Source organism: Blastococcus sp. TF02-8 (assembly GCF_003319175.1).
In the GTDB taxonomy this organism is placed as follows: Bacteria; Actinomycetota; Actinomycetes; order Mycobacteriales; family Geodermatophilaceae; genus Blastococcus.
Genome location: NZ_QOHK01000002.1, coordinates 269,119 through 283,017 on the forward strand (window position 1 = coordinate 269,119; position 13,899 = coordinate 283,017).

Annotated in this window: 15 protein-coding genes; 10 read left to right on the plus strand and 5 right to left on the minus strand. The window is 74.6% G+C overall.

What is annotated here, in order from left to right:
• The first annotated feature begins 101 nt into the window (after positions 1–101).
• The 4 genes from DQ237_RS05390 to DQ237_RS05405 all read left to right on the plus strand — a co-directional run bounded on the left by DQ237_RS05390 (position 102) and on the right by DQ237_RS05405 (position 3,540).
• On the plus strand, positions 102–1,175 hold the full coding sequence (locus tag DQ237_RS05390; RefSeq protein ID WP_113797930.1) for a C40 family peptidase: 1,074 nt from the start codon (positions 102–104) through the stop codon (positions 1,173–1,175).
• A gap of 119 nt (positions 1,176–1,294) precedes the next feature.
• Positions 1,295–1,639 carry a YrdB family protein gene (locus tag DQ237_RS05395; RefSeq protein WP_113797931.1) on the plus strand — a complete coding sequence of 115 codons (345 nt, stop codon included), beginning with the start codon at positions 1,295–1,297 and terminating at the stop codon, positions 1,637–1,639.
• 221 nt (positions 1,640–1,860) lie between these two features.
• The gene (locus DQ237_RS05400; RefSeq protein WP_113797933.1) at positions 1,861–2,187 is read left to right on the plus strand and encodes a DUF3817 domain-containing protein; all 327 of its coding nucleotides are present in this window, start codon (positions 1,861–1,863) and stop codon (positions 2,185–2,187) included.
• 30 nt (positions 2,188–2,217) lie between these two features.
• Positions 2,218–3,540 (plus strand): serine hydrolase, encoded by a 1,323-nt coding sequence (locus DQ237_RS05405; RefSeq protein WP_113797935.1) that lies wholly within the window; start codon positions 2,218–2,220, stop codon positions 3,538–3,540.
• Between the two features lie 3 nt (positions 3,541–3,543).
• On the opposite strand, the gene DQ237_RS05410 is transcribed toward DQ237_RS05405, so the two are convergent.
• From DQ237_RS05410 to DQ237_RS05420, 3 genes are read right to left on the minus strand one after another with little or no spacing between them, the layout of a single operon-like run.
• Positions 3,544–4,167, minus strand: coding sequence for a pyridoxamine 5'-phosphate oxidase family protein (locus tag DQ237_RS05410; RefSeq protein WP_205730084.1), 624 nt, complete (start codon positions 4,165–4,167; stop codon positions 3,544–3,546).
• A gap of 12 nt (positions 4,168–4,179) precedes the next feature.
• On the minus strand, positions 4,180–4,695 hold the full coding sequence (locus DQ237_RS05415; protein ID WP_113797939.1) for a hypothetical protein: 516 nt from the start codon (positions 4,693–4,695) through the stop codon (positions 4,180–4,182).
• Complete coding sequence (locus DQ237_RS05420; RefSeq protein ID WP_113797941.1) at positions 4,692–5,768, minus strand: peptidase M42; 1,077 nt, start codon at positions 5,766–5,768, stop codon at positions 4,692–4,694. Before DQ237_RS05420 ends, DQ237_RS05415 begins: the two co-directional genes overlap by 4 nt.
• A 101-nt stretch (positions 5,769–5,869) precedes the next feature.
• Here DQ237_RS05420 and DQ237_RS05425 point away from each other — a divergent pair, with 101 nt between their 5' ends.
• The gene (locus DQ237_RS05425) at positions 5,870–6,121 is read left to right on the plus strand and encodes a DUF3253 domain-containing protein (protein WP_113797943.1); all 252 of its coding nucleotides are present in this window, start codon (positions 5,870–5,872) and stop codon (positions 6,119–6,121) included.
• A 3-nt stretch (positions 6,122–6,124) separates the two neighbouring features.
• Here the strand turns inward: DQ237_RS05425 and DQ237_RS05430 are convergent, their stop codons facing one another.
• Together DQ237_RS05430 and DQ237_RS05435 are read right to left on the minus strand one after the other, a co-directional pair.
• Complete coding sequence (locus DQ237_RS05430; RefSeq protein ID WP_113797945.1) at positions 6,125–8,059, minus strand: alpha/beta fold hydrolase; 1,935 nt, start codon at positions 8,057–8,059, stop codon at positions 6,125–6,127.
• A 63-nt stretch (positions 8,060–8,122) separates the two neighbouring features.
• Positions 8,123–8,602, minus strand: a complete 480-nt coding sequence (locus DQ237_RS05435; protein ID WP_113798534.1) for an Lrp/AsnC family transcriptional regulator — start codon at positions 8,600–8,602, stop codon at positions 8,123–8,125.
• Positions 8,603–8,809: 207 nt separating this feature from the next.
• Here DQ237_RS05435 and pdhA point away from each other — a divergent pair, with 207 nt between their 5' ends.
• Genes pdhA through DQ237_RS05460 form a run of 5 tightly spaced genes read left to right on the plus strand, consistent with a single transcriptional unit; the run spans position 8,810 to position 13,896 of the window.
• On the plus strand, positions 8,810–9,952 hold the full coding sequence (pdhA, locus tag DQ237_RS05440; protein ID WP_113797947.1) for a pyruvate dehydrogenase (acetyl-transferring) E1 component subunit alpha: 1,143 nt from the start codon (positions 8,810–8,812) through the stop codon (positions 9,950–9,952).
• Complete coding sequence (locus DQ237_RS05445; protein WP_113797949.1) at positions 9,949–10,929, plus strand: alpha-ketoacid dehydrogenase subunit beta; 981 nt, start codon at positions 9,949–9,951, stop codon at positions 10,927–10,929. The genes pdhA and DQ237_RS05445 overlap by 4 nt, the downstream gene beginning before the upstream one ends.
• A 3-nt stretch (positions 10,930–10,932) precedes the next feature.
• Positions 10,933–12,327 (plus strand): dihydrolipoamide acetyltransferase family protein, encoded by a 1,395-nt coding sequence (locus DQ237_RS05450; protein WP_113797951.1) that lies wholly within the window; start codon positions 10,933–10,935, stop codon positions 12,325–12,327.
• A gap of 26 nt (positions 12,328–12,353) precedes the next feature.
• A complete protein-coding gene (locus tag DQ237_RS05455; protein ID WP_147251747.1) occupies positions 12,354–12,728 on the plus strand; it encodes a hypothetical protein in 375 nt (124 codons plus the stop codon).
• Between the two features lie 10 nt (positions 12,729–12,738).
• Positions 12,739–13,896: an AGE family epimerase/isomerase gene (locus DQ237_RS05460; RefSeq protein ID WP_113797955.1), complete on the plus strand. Its 1,158-nt coding sequence runs from the start codon at positions 12,739–12,741 to the stop codon at positions 13,894–13,896.
• Positions 13,897–13,899 lie beyond the last annotated feature (3 nt).

A 13,899-nucleotide genomic window follows, 5' to 3' on the forward strand; every position in this document is an offset into this window, starting at 1 on the left:
GCACCACAGCACGCGGAAGGACTGAGACGGACCCGTCCGCCTCGCCCCCGCGTGCGTCCCCGGCAGGCGGATCCTGGAAGAGAACGGAGAGTCGCCGCACGATGGCGTCCCCCCTGCGCACGTCCGCCCGCCGCGCCACCCTGCGCCGGGCCGGCATCGCTCTCGTCGGCACCGCCGGCATCCTGCTCGCCTCGGCGCCGGCCTCCGCCGCCCCCGGAGCGCCGGCCACCTCGGCCGACGCCGCCCGCATGGTCGCCGAGCGCGGCCACCAGCTCGAGGCGGTCACCGAGGAGTTCAACGAGGCCCGCGACGCGCTGGCCGCCCAGCAGGCCGCCGCGGTCGCCGCCAACGCCGAGCTCGAGCGGGCCACCGCACAGCTGGCGGCCGCCCAGGCCTCGGTGCGCAGCGTCGCCCGCAGCGCCTACACCGGCGAGTCCATGAGCTCCTTCCAGGCGATGCTGACCAGCGCGTCCGCCGACGAGTTCGTCTCTCGTGTGACCACGCTGCACACCATCGCCGGTCACCAGACCGGGCTCGTGGAGCAGGCGGCCGCGGCCAACGTCGTCGCCGCGCAGGCCCAGGCCACCGCCCAGAAGGCGGCCACCGAGGCGCAGGCCACCTACGACGCCGTCGCCGCCCAGCAGGCCGATCTGCAGAAGCAGATCGACGACTTCAAGGCGCAGTTCGAGCGGCTGAGCGCGGAGGAGCGGCAGGCCGCCGTCGCCCAGGCGTCGCACCCGGCCGAGGAGCGCAGCGGCGAGACCCGCGCCAGCCGCGACGAGCGCGAGGCGCCCGGCGGGGGCCCGGTCGTCGCCAACAGCCAGGCCGCGCAGATCGCCGTCAACACCGCGCTGGCCCAGCGCGGCAAGCCCTACGTGTGGGCGGCCGGCGGCCCCGGCAGCTTCGACTGCTCGGGCCTCACCCAGTACGCCTACCGCGCGGCCGGCATCAGCCTCCCGCACTCCAGCCGCGGTCAGTCGGGCATGGGGCAGGCGGTCTCCCGCGACCAGCTCCAGCCCGGTGACCTGGTGTTCTTCTACCGGCCCGTGAGCCACGTCGGCATCTACATCGGCAACGGCCAGATGGTGCACGCCCCGACGTCCGGTGACGTCGTCAAGATCGCCAGCGTCGACTCGGTCGGCGGCTACAGCGGAGCCCGCCGCATCGCCGGCTGACCGACCGCACCACCACACCGCAGCCCCGGACCCACCCGTCCGGGGCTGCGGTGCGTCTCGCGGGGCGGCGCGTCCCAGGGCCTGGCGCTCCGGCCGGCCCAGGGGCAGGCTTCGGCGCCGTGGTCACCGGATCCGGCGGCTGGACGGCGGTCCGGCTCACCCTCGCCTTCCTGTCCGAGATCGCGGCCCTCGTGACGCTGTCCGCCTGGGGTGGGCGCACCGGGGGATGGGGGCTCGCCGTCGCCCTGCCTCTGGTCGCGGCCGTCCTCTGGGGCGCCTTCGCCGCGCCACGGGCGCGGTTCCGGGTGCCCGCCGCGGCCCTCGCGGTCACCGTCGGCGTCCTCGGTGGCGGGGTGCTGGCGCTCGCCGCGCTCGGGCACCCGTGGTGGGCGCTGGTCCTCGGTGCCGCGGCCGTGCTCGGGGCCACGGCGACGGCGCCGCCGGTGCTCACGGAGACGGGCTGACCGGCTGCAGCAGCCCCGACACGAAGGTCGCGCGCACTCCGGGCAGGCGCACCTCCGAACGGGTCGTCGTCGAGCACGTGCAGCCGGACCAGCAGCCGGCCGGCCGCCGGCGGTGGCACCGGGGAACCGGGTGCCCGAGCACGACCGCGACCCTGCCTCCCCTCGCGACGCGTGAGCGGGCCCACCCGCGCCGGTGCGCGAGGATCGGGGACCATGGGGGCGTGAAGCCCAGCGCCGTCGCCCTGCTCTTCCGAGCCGTCGCCCTCGCCGAGGCCTGCTCGTGGGTCCTCCTGCTCGGCGGCATGTTCGTGAAGTGGGTGCTGCAGGACTCCGAGCGCGGCGTGCAGATGTTCGGCCCGGTGCACGGCGCCGTCTTCGTGGCCTACCTCGTGGTCACCGTCCTGGCCTGGCGGGTGCTGCGCTGGGACCTGCCGACCACGTTCCGCGCCCTCGTGGCCTCGGTCCCGCCGCTGGCCACCATCTGGTTCGACCGGTGGGCCACCCGTACCGGCCGGCTGCCGGTCCCCGAGCCGGTGCCCACCGCCTGACCCGCGCGGCCGGTCGATACGGTCGGCGGCGTGCCCGAACCCGTGCTGCCCTCGACCGCCCGGCTCCTGCTCGCCCGCACCGCGCGCACCCAGCGCGACGGACGTGCCCCGAGCCTGGTCGCGGGCGTCGTCCGCGACGGCGGTCTGGCGTGGTCGGCCGGACGCGGGACGGTCGCCGAACCGCACACCGACGTCCAGTACCGGCTGGGCTCGATCAGCAAGACGGTGACCGCCGTCGTCGTGATGCGGTTGCGCGACGAGGGGCGGCTGGGCCTGGACGACCCGCTGGAGCAGCACCTGCCCGGCACCCCGTTCGGTGACCGCACGATCGGCCAGCTGCTCTCGCACCTCGCCGGTGCCTCGGCGGAGAGCCCGGGCGGCTGGTGGGAGCGCACCCCGGGCGGCTCGCTGGCGGAGCTGGGTCTGGGCAGCGACGACGTCGTCCTCGGCGCGGCCCGCCGGTTCCACTACTCCAACCTGGGTTTCGGTCTGCTCGGTGAGCTCGTCGCCCGCCTGCGGGGCGCCTCCTGGGAGGACGCGGTCACCACCGAGGTGCTCGCCCCGCTCGGCATGGGCCGCACCACACCGCGGCCGGTCGCGCCCGCCGCCCAGGGCTTCGCCGTCCACCCGTGGGCCGACGTCGTCCTGCCCGAGCCCGAGCACCACGCCGGGGTCATGGCCGCCGCCGGCCAGCTGTGGGCGACGCTGACCGACCTCGGCCGCTTCGCCGCGTTCCTGCTGGGCGACACCGCCGACGTGCTCGACCCCGGCACGCTCGAGGAGATGACCGTGCCCGCCGGGGTGGACCCCTCCGCGCCCGGCTGGTCGGCCTACGGGCTGGGGCTGCAGGTGATGCGGCTGGACGGGCGCACGCTCGTCGGGCACGGCGGCTCGATGCCGGGCTTCCTGGCCGGTGTCTTCGTCGACCGCGAGGAGCAGACCGGCGCGGTCTCGCTGGCCAATGCGACCAGCGGCGTGGACCCGCTGGTGTTCGGCCTGCTGGCCGACCTGCGCACCGCCGAGCCGCGGATCGTCGAGCCCTGGTCGCCCTCGCCGTCCCCGGTGCCGCTGGAGGCGCTCGGCGTCTGGTTCTGGGGCCCCTCGCCGCTGCTGCTGCGGGCGGTGCCCGGCGGGCTGCTGCACCTGGGGCCGATGCCGGGGCGCAGCGGGCGGGCCAGCCGGTTCGCCCGAGCGCAGGACGGCCGGTGGGTCGGCCTGGACGGCTACTACGCCGGGGAGACGCTGCGGATCGAGGCCGACCACCTGGACCTGGACACGTTCATCCTCACCCGCACGCCGTACGACCCCGCGGCACCGGTGCCCGGCGGGGTCGACGAGCGCGGCTGGCGGTAGCGCTCAGCCGGTGGGGTAGAGGCCGGCCGTGTAGGCGGCGCTCGAGTAGTAGCGCTCCAGCTCCTCGAGCGGCTCGTCCTTCCGCTCGAGCGCGTGCGCGATGCGTGCGCGCGTGGGCACCGCGTCGGGGTCCCAGCTCTCCGGGTCCCAGAGCTGCGAGCGCAGGAACGCCTTGCCGCAGTGGTGGAACACCTGCTCGATGTCGACGACGACGGCGAGCACCGGGCGGTGTCCCTTCACCACCATGCGGTCCAGCAGCTGCGGGTCGGTGGTGAGCCGCGCCCGCCCGTTGATCCGCAGCGTGTCGGTGCGGCCGGGCAGCAGGTGGACCAGGCCGACGTGCGGGTTGGCCAGGATGTTGCGGTAGCCGTCGGCGCGGCGGTTGCCGGCCCGCTCGGGGATCGCGATCGTGTGCTCGTCGAGGACCAGCGTGAAGCCGGGCGGATCGCCCTTCGGGGAGACGTCGCAGCTGCCGTCGGCGCCGCTGGTGGCGACCAGGCAGAACGGGGAGGCGGCGAGCCACTGCCGGTCGACGTCCGCCAGCGCCGTGCGCTCCTTCCGCAGGGCGGCCGGCACCGGCTCGCCCAGCAACGCCCGGAGCTCGTCCTCGCTGGTGATCTCGTGCATGACCAGACCCTGTCAGGGGCGGTCGAAGGCGTCGATGGTGTTCTTGACGACCAGGCCGTAGACCAGGTGCGGCACCAGGTCGCTGATCCAGTCGGTTCCCGACCAGGTGCGCGGGTCGGTGACGCCCAGCGCCGTCATCGGCCCGTTCGCCGCCACCATGGCGCCGAGCCCGGTCAGCGCGACGCCGACGGGTTTGGCCGAGAGGTAGCCCTGGGAGCGGGCGAGGCCGCCGAGGGTGCCGACGCCGATCCCGGCCACCAGCCCGATCAGCGGACCGAGCCCCTGCACCCGGTTCTCCCGCGTCTCGTCGTCCCCGGGGATGGGGACGTGCGCCGCGGCGGCGAGCTTCTCGACGGTGTCCTCCGGCGTGGAGCTGCTGCCGCGCCCGCGCACGGCCATGTCCAGGTAGGTCACCGCGTTCAGGGCGGTGCTGCCGGCCGCGCCGGCGGCCGCTCCCCGCAGTGCCCAGCCCAGCGTGCTGATGCCGCGCTTGCCCTTGCCGCTGATGCCGAGAGGGGTCCGCTTCACGGCCGGTGGCTACCCGTGGGCCGGCGCAGGTACTCCGCGACCAGCCGGGACACCCGCCCGACGGTGTCGCGGTGCTGCACCTCGTACCCGTGGGTGCTCAGCGTCGGCAGCGAGATCAGCGCGGCGCGGGCCGTCTGCCCGTGGCTCTTCGCCTGCGAGCCGTCGGAGTCGTAGGACTCCCACACCGCGGCCCGTGGCGAGAGCCCCAGCTCGCGCCCCAGGGCGAGCAGGTGGTCGGAGATCGCCTTGTCGTAGACGACGGCGTCGTCGGCGTAGGCGATGACCGGCCCGGAGTCGGCGCCCACCTGGTACTCGGCCTCGGCCGGGCCGACGTCCAGGGCGAGGGTGATGTCGCCCGGCAGCGCACGGCTGGCCCAGGTCGCGCCGATGCCGCCCATCTCCTCTCCGGTGGTGCACACGAGGTAGGTGTCCCCGGCCGGGCCGTCACCGTCGCGCAGCAGCCGCGCGGCGCCGAGCAACGCGGTGAGGGCGGCGCGGTCGTCGAGGAAGTAGCCGGCCACGAAGACGCCGACGTCCACCAGCTGCCGACGGTCGCGGTGGACGCACACCCGGGTGCCCGGGTGCACGCCGGCAGCCTCCAGGTCCTCCGCGGAACGACCGGTGAAGGCGCGGACGTCGCTCCACTGCATGGCGCGGTCACCGCCGTCCGGCTTGGTCTGCCAGACCTGCGAGGTCTCGGGGGTGGTGTGCTCCGAGCCGAGGAGCAGCACGGCGGTGAGCGCCTCGGCGTCACCGAGCACGGTGAGCGGCCCCAGGCCGAAGTTGGCCGGGTACATCGTGCCCAGCTGGGAGAGCCGGAGCATGCCGTCGGGCTCGACCCGCTTCACGATCATGGACAGCTCGTCCATGTGGGCCATCACGCGCACGACGGGGCCGTCCCCGCCCGCGCGGCCGCGGACCAGCCCGACGAGGTTGCCCGCCGGGTCCACGGTGAGCTCGTCCACCAGCGGTTCGAGCACGCGCCGGCAGATGGCGCGGACGTCGTCCTCCTGACCGCCGGGGCCGTAGGCGTGGAGCAGCTCCTGCAGCAGGTCTCGCTCGGCGGGGGACACGGAACTCCTCGGGGTGGGCGGCACGGACCGCGGGCCCCCTACCCGGGTGGCCAGTGGTCGCTAACCGCGCAGGTGCGGAGTCCACCCGTCAGGCTGGAGGTGTGGACGACGTCGGGGAACGGCTGGAGCGGGCCATCGGGGCACTGCTCGACCGACGCGCGCCCACGGCCTCGATCTGCCCCTCCGAGGCCGCCCGCGCGGTCGACCCCGAGAACTGGCGGGACCTCATGCCCGACGCCCGTGCCGCGGCCGGCCGGCTCGCGGCGGCCGGTTCGGTCGAGGTCACCCAGGGCGGCGCGGTCGTCGACGTGAGCAGTGCCCGGGGTCCGGTGCGGGTGCGGCGCCCGCGCTGAGGATCAGTCGACCGGGCGGCCGCGGAAGGTGCCGTCGACGTCGCCGTCGGCCTCCAGCTGGAGCTCGGCGAAGGGCAGCGTGACGTCCATGGTCAGGTCACCGGACCCGGCGTCGGTCACCTCGACGGTGCCGTGGACCGACACGTCCTGCGTCCACTCGCAGCCGTCCAGCGCGACCTCCACGGTCCCGCGGCGGTCGAGCGAGTACTCGAGCGACCCGCCCCACCGGCAGGCGAGCTCGAGCGGCTCGATCGCGGGCCAGGACTCGAAGGAGGCGCCGAGCACCTCGGTCACGATCAGGCCCACGGTCTCGTACGGGTCCTGGTAGCCCACGTCGGAGTCGGGCGGCAACGGGACGTACGGCATGCGGACCGGGTCGTCGTCGCACGTGGTCTCGGGTCGGCTGGGCAGCCGGCCGTCGCTCAGCAGTCGCAGCACCGCCCGGTCGACGCACGGGTATCCCCAGCCGAACAGCACGTGCGGCCCGCCCGGGAGGGTGACCAGCGCCGAGCCGAGGTCCCGGGCGTGCACGCGCAGCGCGTTGGCCGTGGGGGTGTTCGGGTCGGTGTCGGCGGTCAGCAGCAGCACGGGGTAGGGCGGGTCGGCCGGCGGGGCGGGCAGGGGCGTGGGCTCCTCCTCGTGCGGCCAGAACAGGCACGGGAGGTCGCCGTAGTAGGGGTCGTCGAGGCGCAGGTCCTCGATGCCGGCGGCGGCGGCGCCGTCCAGCCAGGCGTCCAGCTCCGCCCGGCCGGTTCTCCCCGCGGGGACGAACGGGTAGTCCTGGCACTCGACGGCCAGGAACAGCGCGGGCGAGAAGGAGGGGTCGGGCAGGACCTCGCCGGTGTTCGGGTCGGCCCCCGCGGTGGCGGCGGCCAGCCGGGCGAGGGGCACCTCGTCGCCCTCGACGGCGGCGTTGACCGCGCGGGCGAACCGGATCCGCTGGTCGGGCACGCTCATCGAGCCGGCTGCCGCGGCCTCCAGCTCCTCGAGGGTGAGCTCCCGCTCGTCCAGCTCCCCGTCGGGCAGCGGGTACTTGTACGGCCGGGGGGAGTCGGCCAGCTCCTCGGCCAGCTCGTCGTAGGCCGGCAGGGAGTCCCCCGGGGCGTCGTCGGCGCAGACGGGGTCGGCGTCGCAGGCGGTGAGGCTCCCGGTCAGGACGTCGCTGTAGGCCGTGGCGCTCTCCGCGGCGAAGGCGCGGATGGGGGTCTGCACGTCCACGACGCCGTCGAGGACCAGGGCCTGGACCCGGTCGGGGTGCGCGGCGGCGTACGCCTGCTGGAACTGGGTGCCGTAGCTCTCGCCGTAGAGGGTGAGGCGCTCGGCGCCGTACCACTCGCGGAACACCTCGAGGTCCTCCGCCGCCTGCCGGGTGGCGAACAGCGGCGCCTCGGCGGGGGAGAAGCCGGCCTCCTCGAAGCAGTCCTCGGCGAAGTCGCCGGCCCGGCGGGCGTAGCGGTCGCGCTCCCGCTCGTCGGCGGAGGCATCGATCGTGGAGTCGAAGCTCCACAGGATGTCGTCGCAGCCGAACGGCTCGGAGCGGCCGATGCCCCGCTGGTCGAAGAACACGAGGTCGTAGGAGTCGGTGATGGTCGGGTCCATCGCGGCCACGTAGTGCTCGGCGAGCAGGATGCCGCTGGACCCGGGGCCCCCGGTCGCGGTGACGAGGACGCCGCGGGACTCACCGTCGGCCTTCCGCACGGCGAAGGTGACCTCCCACTCGCGCGACGCGGCGGCGAAGTGGTCCGACGGCACGGTCAGGGTGACGCAGTCGAAGTCGCCGCCCGCGCACGGCCTCTCGGCGACCACCTCGCCCCCCGTGCTGGTGAAGGGCTCGATCGCCCCGTCGACCATCTCCGGTCGGCAGCCGGCCAGCACCAGCGGGGCGCCGAGCAGGGCGACGAGCAGGAGGGCGGGACGACGCGACCGAGCACTGGGCACGGCGCACCCTAGGACGGTCGGACGACGCCGTGCGGTGACGGCCCGGTGACGCGCCGGAACCGATCAGTCCGGCGAGCCGCCGGTGGCCCGCTCCAGCAGCGGCGTCACGCGACGGTCGACGAAGCGGCGCATCGCCAGGGCGGTGTCCAGCCGCTGCACGCCGGGGATCGCGAGGACCGCCTCGGTGATCCGCCACAGGTGATCGGCGTCGACGGCGACCACGTGCACGAGCAGGTCGGTGACGCCGGAGAGCCCGGTCACCTCGAGCACCTCGGGCAGGAGGGCCAGCGCGTCGCTGACCTCGGCCAGGCTGCGCTGGGCGACCTGCACCGACATGTACGCGCCGAGCCGGTAGCCGAGCGCCTCGGGCCGGATGCGCTGGTCGAGCGGGGCGAGCGCGCCGTTGCTCTCCAGCCGGGCGAGGCGGGTCTGCACGGTGTTGCGGGCCAGGCCGAGTCGCTGGGACAGCGCCATCACACTCGCACGGGGGTCCTCGGTCAGGGCGAGGAGGATCCGGGCATCGGTGGCGTCCACCTCGGTCATGGTGAGCACTCTGGCACCTGGTTCCCCTGTGCGGAAGGCGTTCTGCTCAGGCACCGCACGGACCGCTGCTCAGATCGGCCGCTCCGGGGGCTGTTGCCCGCCCCTGCCCGCATGTCAGGATGTGTGAGGACCGCCACACCCGGCGGGACGTCGAGCACCACCGTCGCCCGGAGACCCCGGCGACGGTGGCCGAGGCCAGGAGCGACCGTGACAGCGTTGCCCGAGTTCACCGAGGTGGTCGACCCCGTCCCGGGCGCCGCCGCGCCCCACCTGCCGCCGTCGTGCGACAGCGGCACCGTCCAGCTGCTCACCCCCGAGGGCGACCGGGTCGAGCACCCCGAGTACTCCCTCGACATCGGTGACGACGAGCTCCGCGGCCTCTACCGCGACCTGGTCCTCGTCCGGCGGTGGGACGCCGAGGCCACCGCCCTGCAGCGTCAGGGTGAGCTGGGCCTCTGGGCGTCGCTGCTCGGGCAGGAGGCCGCGCAGGTCGGTGCCGGCCGGGCCCTCCAGGACGGCGACATGGCCTTTCCCACCTACCGCGAGCACGGTGTGGCCTGGACGCGGGGCGTCGACCCGCTGCACGTCATGAGCCTGTTCCGCGGCGTCGACAACGGCGGCTGGGATCCGGCCGCTCGGGGTTTCAACCTGTACACGATCGTCATCGGCGCCCAGTGCCTGCACGCCACCGGCTACGCCATGGGGGTGCAGCGCGACGGCGCCGAGCAGGCAGTGCTGGCCTTCCTGGGCGACGGCGCCACCAGCCAGGGCGAGGTGAACGAGGCGATGATCTTCGCCGCCAGCTTCTCCGCCCCGGTGGTCTTCTTCTGCCAGAACAACCAGTACGCGATCAGCGTCCCGCTGGAGCGCCAGACGCGGATCCCGCTGTACCAGCGGGCCGCAGGGTTCGGTTTCCCCGGCGTCCGGGTCGACGGGAACGACGTCCTCGCCGTCCTCGCGGTGACCCGTCAGGCGCTGCAGGCCGCCCGGGAGGGTCAGGGACCCACGTTCATCGAGGCGTTCACCTACCGCATGGGGGCGCACACCACGTCGGACGACCCCACCCGCTACCGCCTGGCCAGCGAGCTGGAGGAGTGGAAGCTGCGCGACCCGATCGCCCGGCTCAAGGCCCATCTGTCGCGCAGCGGCATCGCCGACGCGACCTTCTTCGAGTCCGTCGAGGCGGACGCCGACGAGCTGGCCGCCCGCATCCGCTCGGGCACCGTCGGCATGCCCGAGCCGGAGCCCAGCTCGATGTTCGAGCACGTCTACGCGGAGAAGCCCGCCCCGCTCGCTGCCCAGCAGGCCGAGTTCGACGCCTACCACGCGTCCTTCGAGGGGGAGCGATGAGCACCGAGACCCTCACGATCGGCAAGGCGCTCAACCTCGGCCTGCGCCGCGCCATGGAGGACGACGCGAAGGTCGTCCTCATGGGCGAGGACATCGGCCGGCTGGGCGGGGTCTTCCGGATCACCGACGGCCTGCAGAAGGACTTCGGCGAGGCGCGCGTCGTCGACACCCCGCTCGCCGAGGCCGGGATCCTCGGCACCGCCGTCGGCCTCGCCATGCGCGGCTACCGGCCGGTCTGCGAGATCCAGTTCGACGGCTTCGTCTTCCCGGCCGTCAACGAGATCATCACCCAGGTCGCGAAGATCCACGCCCGCTCGCAGGGTCGGATCCCCATGCCGGTCGTCATCCGGATCCCGTTCGGCGGCGGCATCGGCGCGGTGGAGCACCACAGCGAGAGCCCGGAGGCCTACTTCGCGCACACCGCCGGGCTCCGGGTCGTCGCGGTCAGCAACCCGGCCGACGCCTACTGGGGGATCCAGCAGGCGATCGCCCACCCCGACCCGGTCGTCTTCCTCGAGCCGAAGCGCCGGTACTGGGAGAAGGCGGAGGTCGACCTCGACGCGACCCCCGACCCGCTGTTCGCCTCGCGGGTGGTCCGCGGGGGCGACGACGTCACCGTGCTCGCCTACGGCCCGATGGTGAAGACGGCGCTGCAGGCGGCCGAGGCGGCGCAGGAGGAGGGGCGCTCGCTCGAGGTCATCGACCTGCGGACCGTCTCGCCGCTGGACCTCGACCCGGTGATGGAGTCGGTGCGCCGGACCGGCCGGTGCGTGGTCGTCCACGAGGCCCCGACGAGCCTCGGTCTGGGGGCGGAGATCGCCGCCCGGATCACCGAGAGCTGCTTCCACTCCCTGGAGGCGCCGGTCCTGCGGGTCGGCGGGTACGACACCCCGTACCCGCCGTCGAAGCTGGAGGAGGAGTACCTCCCCGACCTCGACCGCGTGCTCGACGCCGTCGACCGCTCGATGGGGTTCTGAGCCATGACGCAGACATCCACGCTCCGCTCCTTCCCGCTGCCCGACGTCGGCGAGGGCCTCACCGAGGGCGAGATCCTGCAGTGGCTGGTCGCCGTCGGTGACACCGTCACCGTGAACCAGCCGCTGTGCGAGGTGGAGACGGCGAAGGCCGCCGTCGAGCTGCCCTCGCCGTGGGCCGGCACCGTCGTCGAGCTGCTGCACGAGGCCGGGACGACGGTCGACGTCGGCTCCCCGATCATCACCATCGACGTCGGGGGCGGCGCGGAACCGAACGGGCGCACCGCCGTCCTGGTGGGTTACGGCCCCCGCACGACCGAGGCGCGGCGCCGACCCCGGCGGGCGGCGGCCGAGCCGGCCGGCAGCCCCGTGGTGCCGCCGGTGAGCGACGACGCCCCGCCGCTGCTGGCCACCGCGCCGGACATGCGGACCAAGCCGGTGCGCCACGGTGGGCTGGAGGTCGGCCGCCAGGCGGAGGCGGCGGCACTGAGCGCGGCCGCAGCGCCTGCCCGCGAGGCGGTCCCCGGCCGCCGCGGCCCGCGCCCGCTGGCCAAGCCCCCGGTGCGCAAGTACGCCAAGGGGCTCGGGATCGACCTCACCACGCTCACCGGGTCGGGGGCCGGCGGGTGCATCACCCGGGCCGACGTCGACGCCGCGCTCGCCGCCCGCTCGACCGCTGCCGCCCCGCCGGCCGTCGACGACGCGGCCGGGCAGCGGATCCCCATCAAGGGCGTCCGCCGGGCGACCGCCGCCGCGATGGTGTCCAGCGCCTTCACCGCGCCGCACGTCACCGAGTTCCTGACCGTCGACGTCACCCGGATGATGAAGCTGCGGAGCCGGCTCGCCGCCCGCCCGGAGCTGGCGGGGGTGAAGGTCAGCCCGCTGCTGTTCGTCGCCAAGGCGCTCCTGCTGGTGGCGAAGCGGTATCCCATGCTGAACAGCAGCTGGGACGAGGCCGCGCAGGAGATCGTGGTGCACGGCCAGGTGAACCTCGGCATCGCGGCGGCGACGCCGCGGGGGCTGGTCGTCCCGAACATCAAGGACGCCGGCCGGCTGTCGCTGGCCGAGCTGGGCGCGGCGCTCGGCGAGCTCACCTCGACGGCCCGGGCCGGGAGGACGTCACCCGCGGACATGGCCGGCGGCACGCTGACCATCACGAACGTCGGCGTCTTCGGAGTGGACACCGGCACTCCCATCCTGAACCCCGGGGAGGCGGCGATCCTGGCCTTCGGGACGGTCCGCGAGATGCCGTGGGTGCACAAGGGCGAGGTCAGGCCGCGACAGGTCACCACGCTGGCGCTCTCCTTCGATCACCGGATCGTGGACGGTGAACTCGGGTCGAAGGCCCTTGCCGATCTTGGTTCGCTCCTTCACGATCCAGCCACCGCGATCGCCTACTGAGGCGTTCCGATACCCAGGAGGTCCTCGTGGCCCGCAAGACATCTGCGCTGGTGGCACTGCTGCTGTTCGTCGTCCTCACCGGGGCGGCGATCGTGGTGAGCGGGTCCCGGCCCGCCTCCGACCCGGGGGCGGTGCCGGCGGTCCTCCAGATCGCCGGCTACCTCTGCGCTCTCGCGGCGGGGGTGCTGCTCCTGACCGAGCAGGAACCCGCCACCCGGCGCATCGGGATGGTGGTGACCGGCGCCGTGGTGCTGCTCGGGCTGCTCGACGCCCTGGTGTCCGACGACGGCGGCGCCGACATCGGCGCCGGTCTCGTCCGTCTCCTGCTGCTGGTCGTGATGGCGGTGGTCACCGTGCGGCTGTCGCTGGCGGTCTCGGCGGGCCGGCGGTCGACCTCCTAGCCTCGGGCGTGTGACCGACCTCGACCGGCTCCTCGACTTCGCCGCCCGGTCCCGGGTGGCCGACGGCTTCGGGTACCTGGGACCGGACGGCGCCGTGCTGCCCGATCGGCCGCTCGAGACCTGGATCGTCGCCCGGATGACGCACGTCTTCGGGCTCGCCCATCTGCTGGGCAGGCCCGGCGCCGAGGAGCTGGCGCGGCACGGTGTCGCCACGCTGACCGGCGGCCCGCTGCACGACCACCGGCACGGCGGCTGGCGGTCGAGCACCGAGGACGACGCCAAGGCCGCATACGTGCACGCGTTCGTGGTCCTCGCCGGGTCCACGGCCCGGTTGGCCGGGCTGGGCGACGAGCTCCTGGGGGAGGCCCTCGCCGTCTGGCAGGAACGGTTCTGGGACGACGACGCCGGGCTGGCCGTGGGGGAGTGGGACCGCTCCTGGTCGCGGCTGGACGGCTACCGGGGCGCCAACGCCAACATGCACGGCGTCGAGGCGACGCTGGCGGCGGCCGACGCCGTCGAGGACCCGGTCCTCACCGAGCGGTTGCGCGGCCAGGCGCTGCGCAGCGTCGAGCGGGTCGTGCACGGCTGGGCGCGCGAACGGGGGTGGCGCCTCCCCGAGCACTTCGACGCCTCGTGGACGCCCCAGCCCGAGTTCAACCGCGACGCCCCGGCCGATCCGTTCCGGCCCTTCGGCGTGACCGTCGGGCACCAGTTCGAGTGGGCGCGCCTCGCCCTGCACGTGCGCGCGGTGCTCGTCGAGCCACCGGCCTGGCTGCTGGCCGACGCGCTGGACCTCTTCGATGCCGCGACCACCCGCGGCTGGGCCGCCGACGGCGAGGACGGCTTCCCCTACACCCTCGACTGGTCGGACCGTCCGGTGGTCCGTGCCCGGGTGCACTGGGTGCTCTGCGAGGCGGTGGCCGCAGCCGCGGTGCTCCACCGGGTCACCGGCGAGGCGCGGTTCGCGGAGCTGGCCGATCGCTGGTGGGCGCACGGTGAGGCCCGCTTCGCCGATCCGCTCACCGGCAGCTGGCACCACGAGCTGACGCCGACCGGAGAGGTCGCGACAGGTACCTGGGTCGGGCAGCCCGACGCCTACCACCTCGCCCAGGCACTGCTCCTGCGGAACTCCACGGTCCGGGGTAGTCTGGCGGCCGCGGTGCGCTGACCT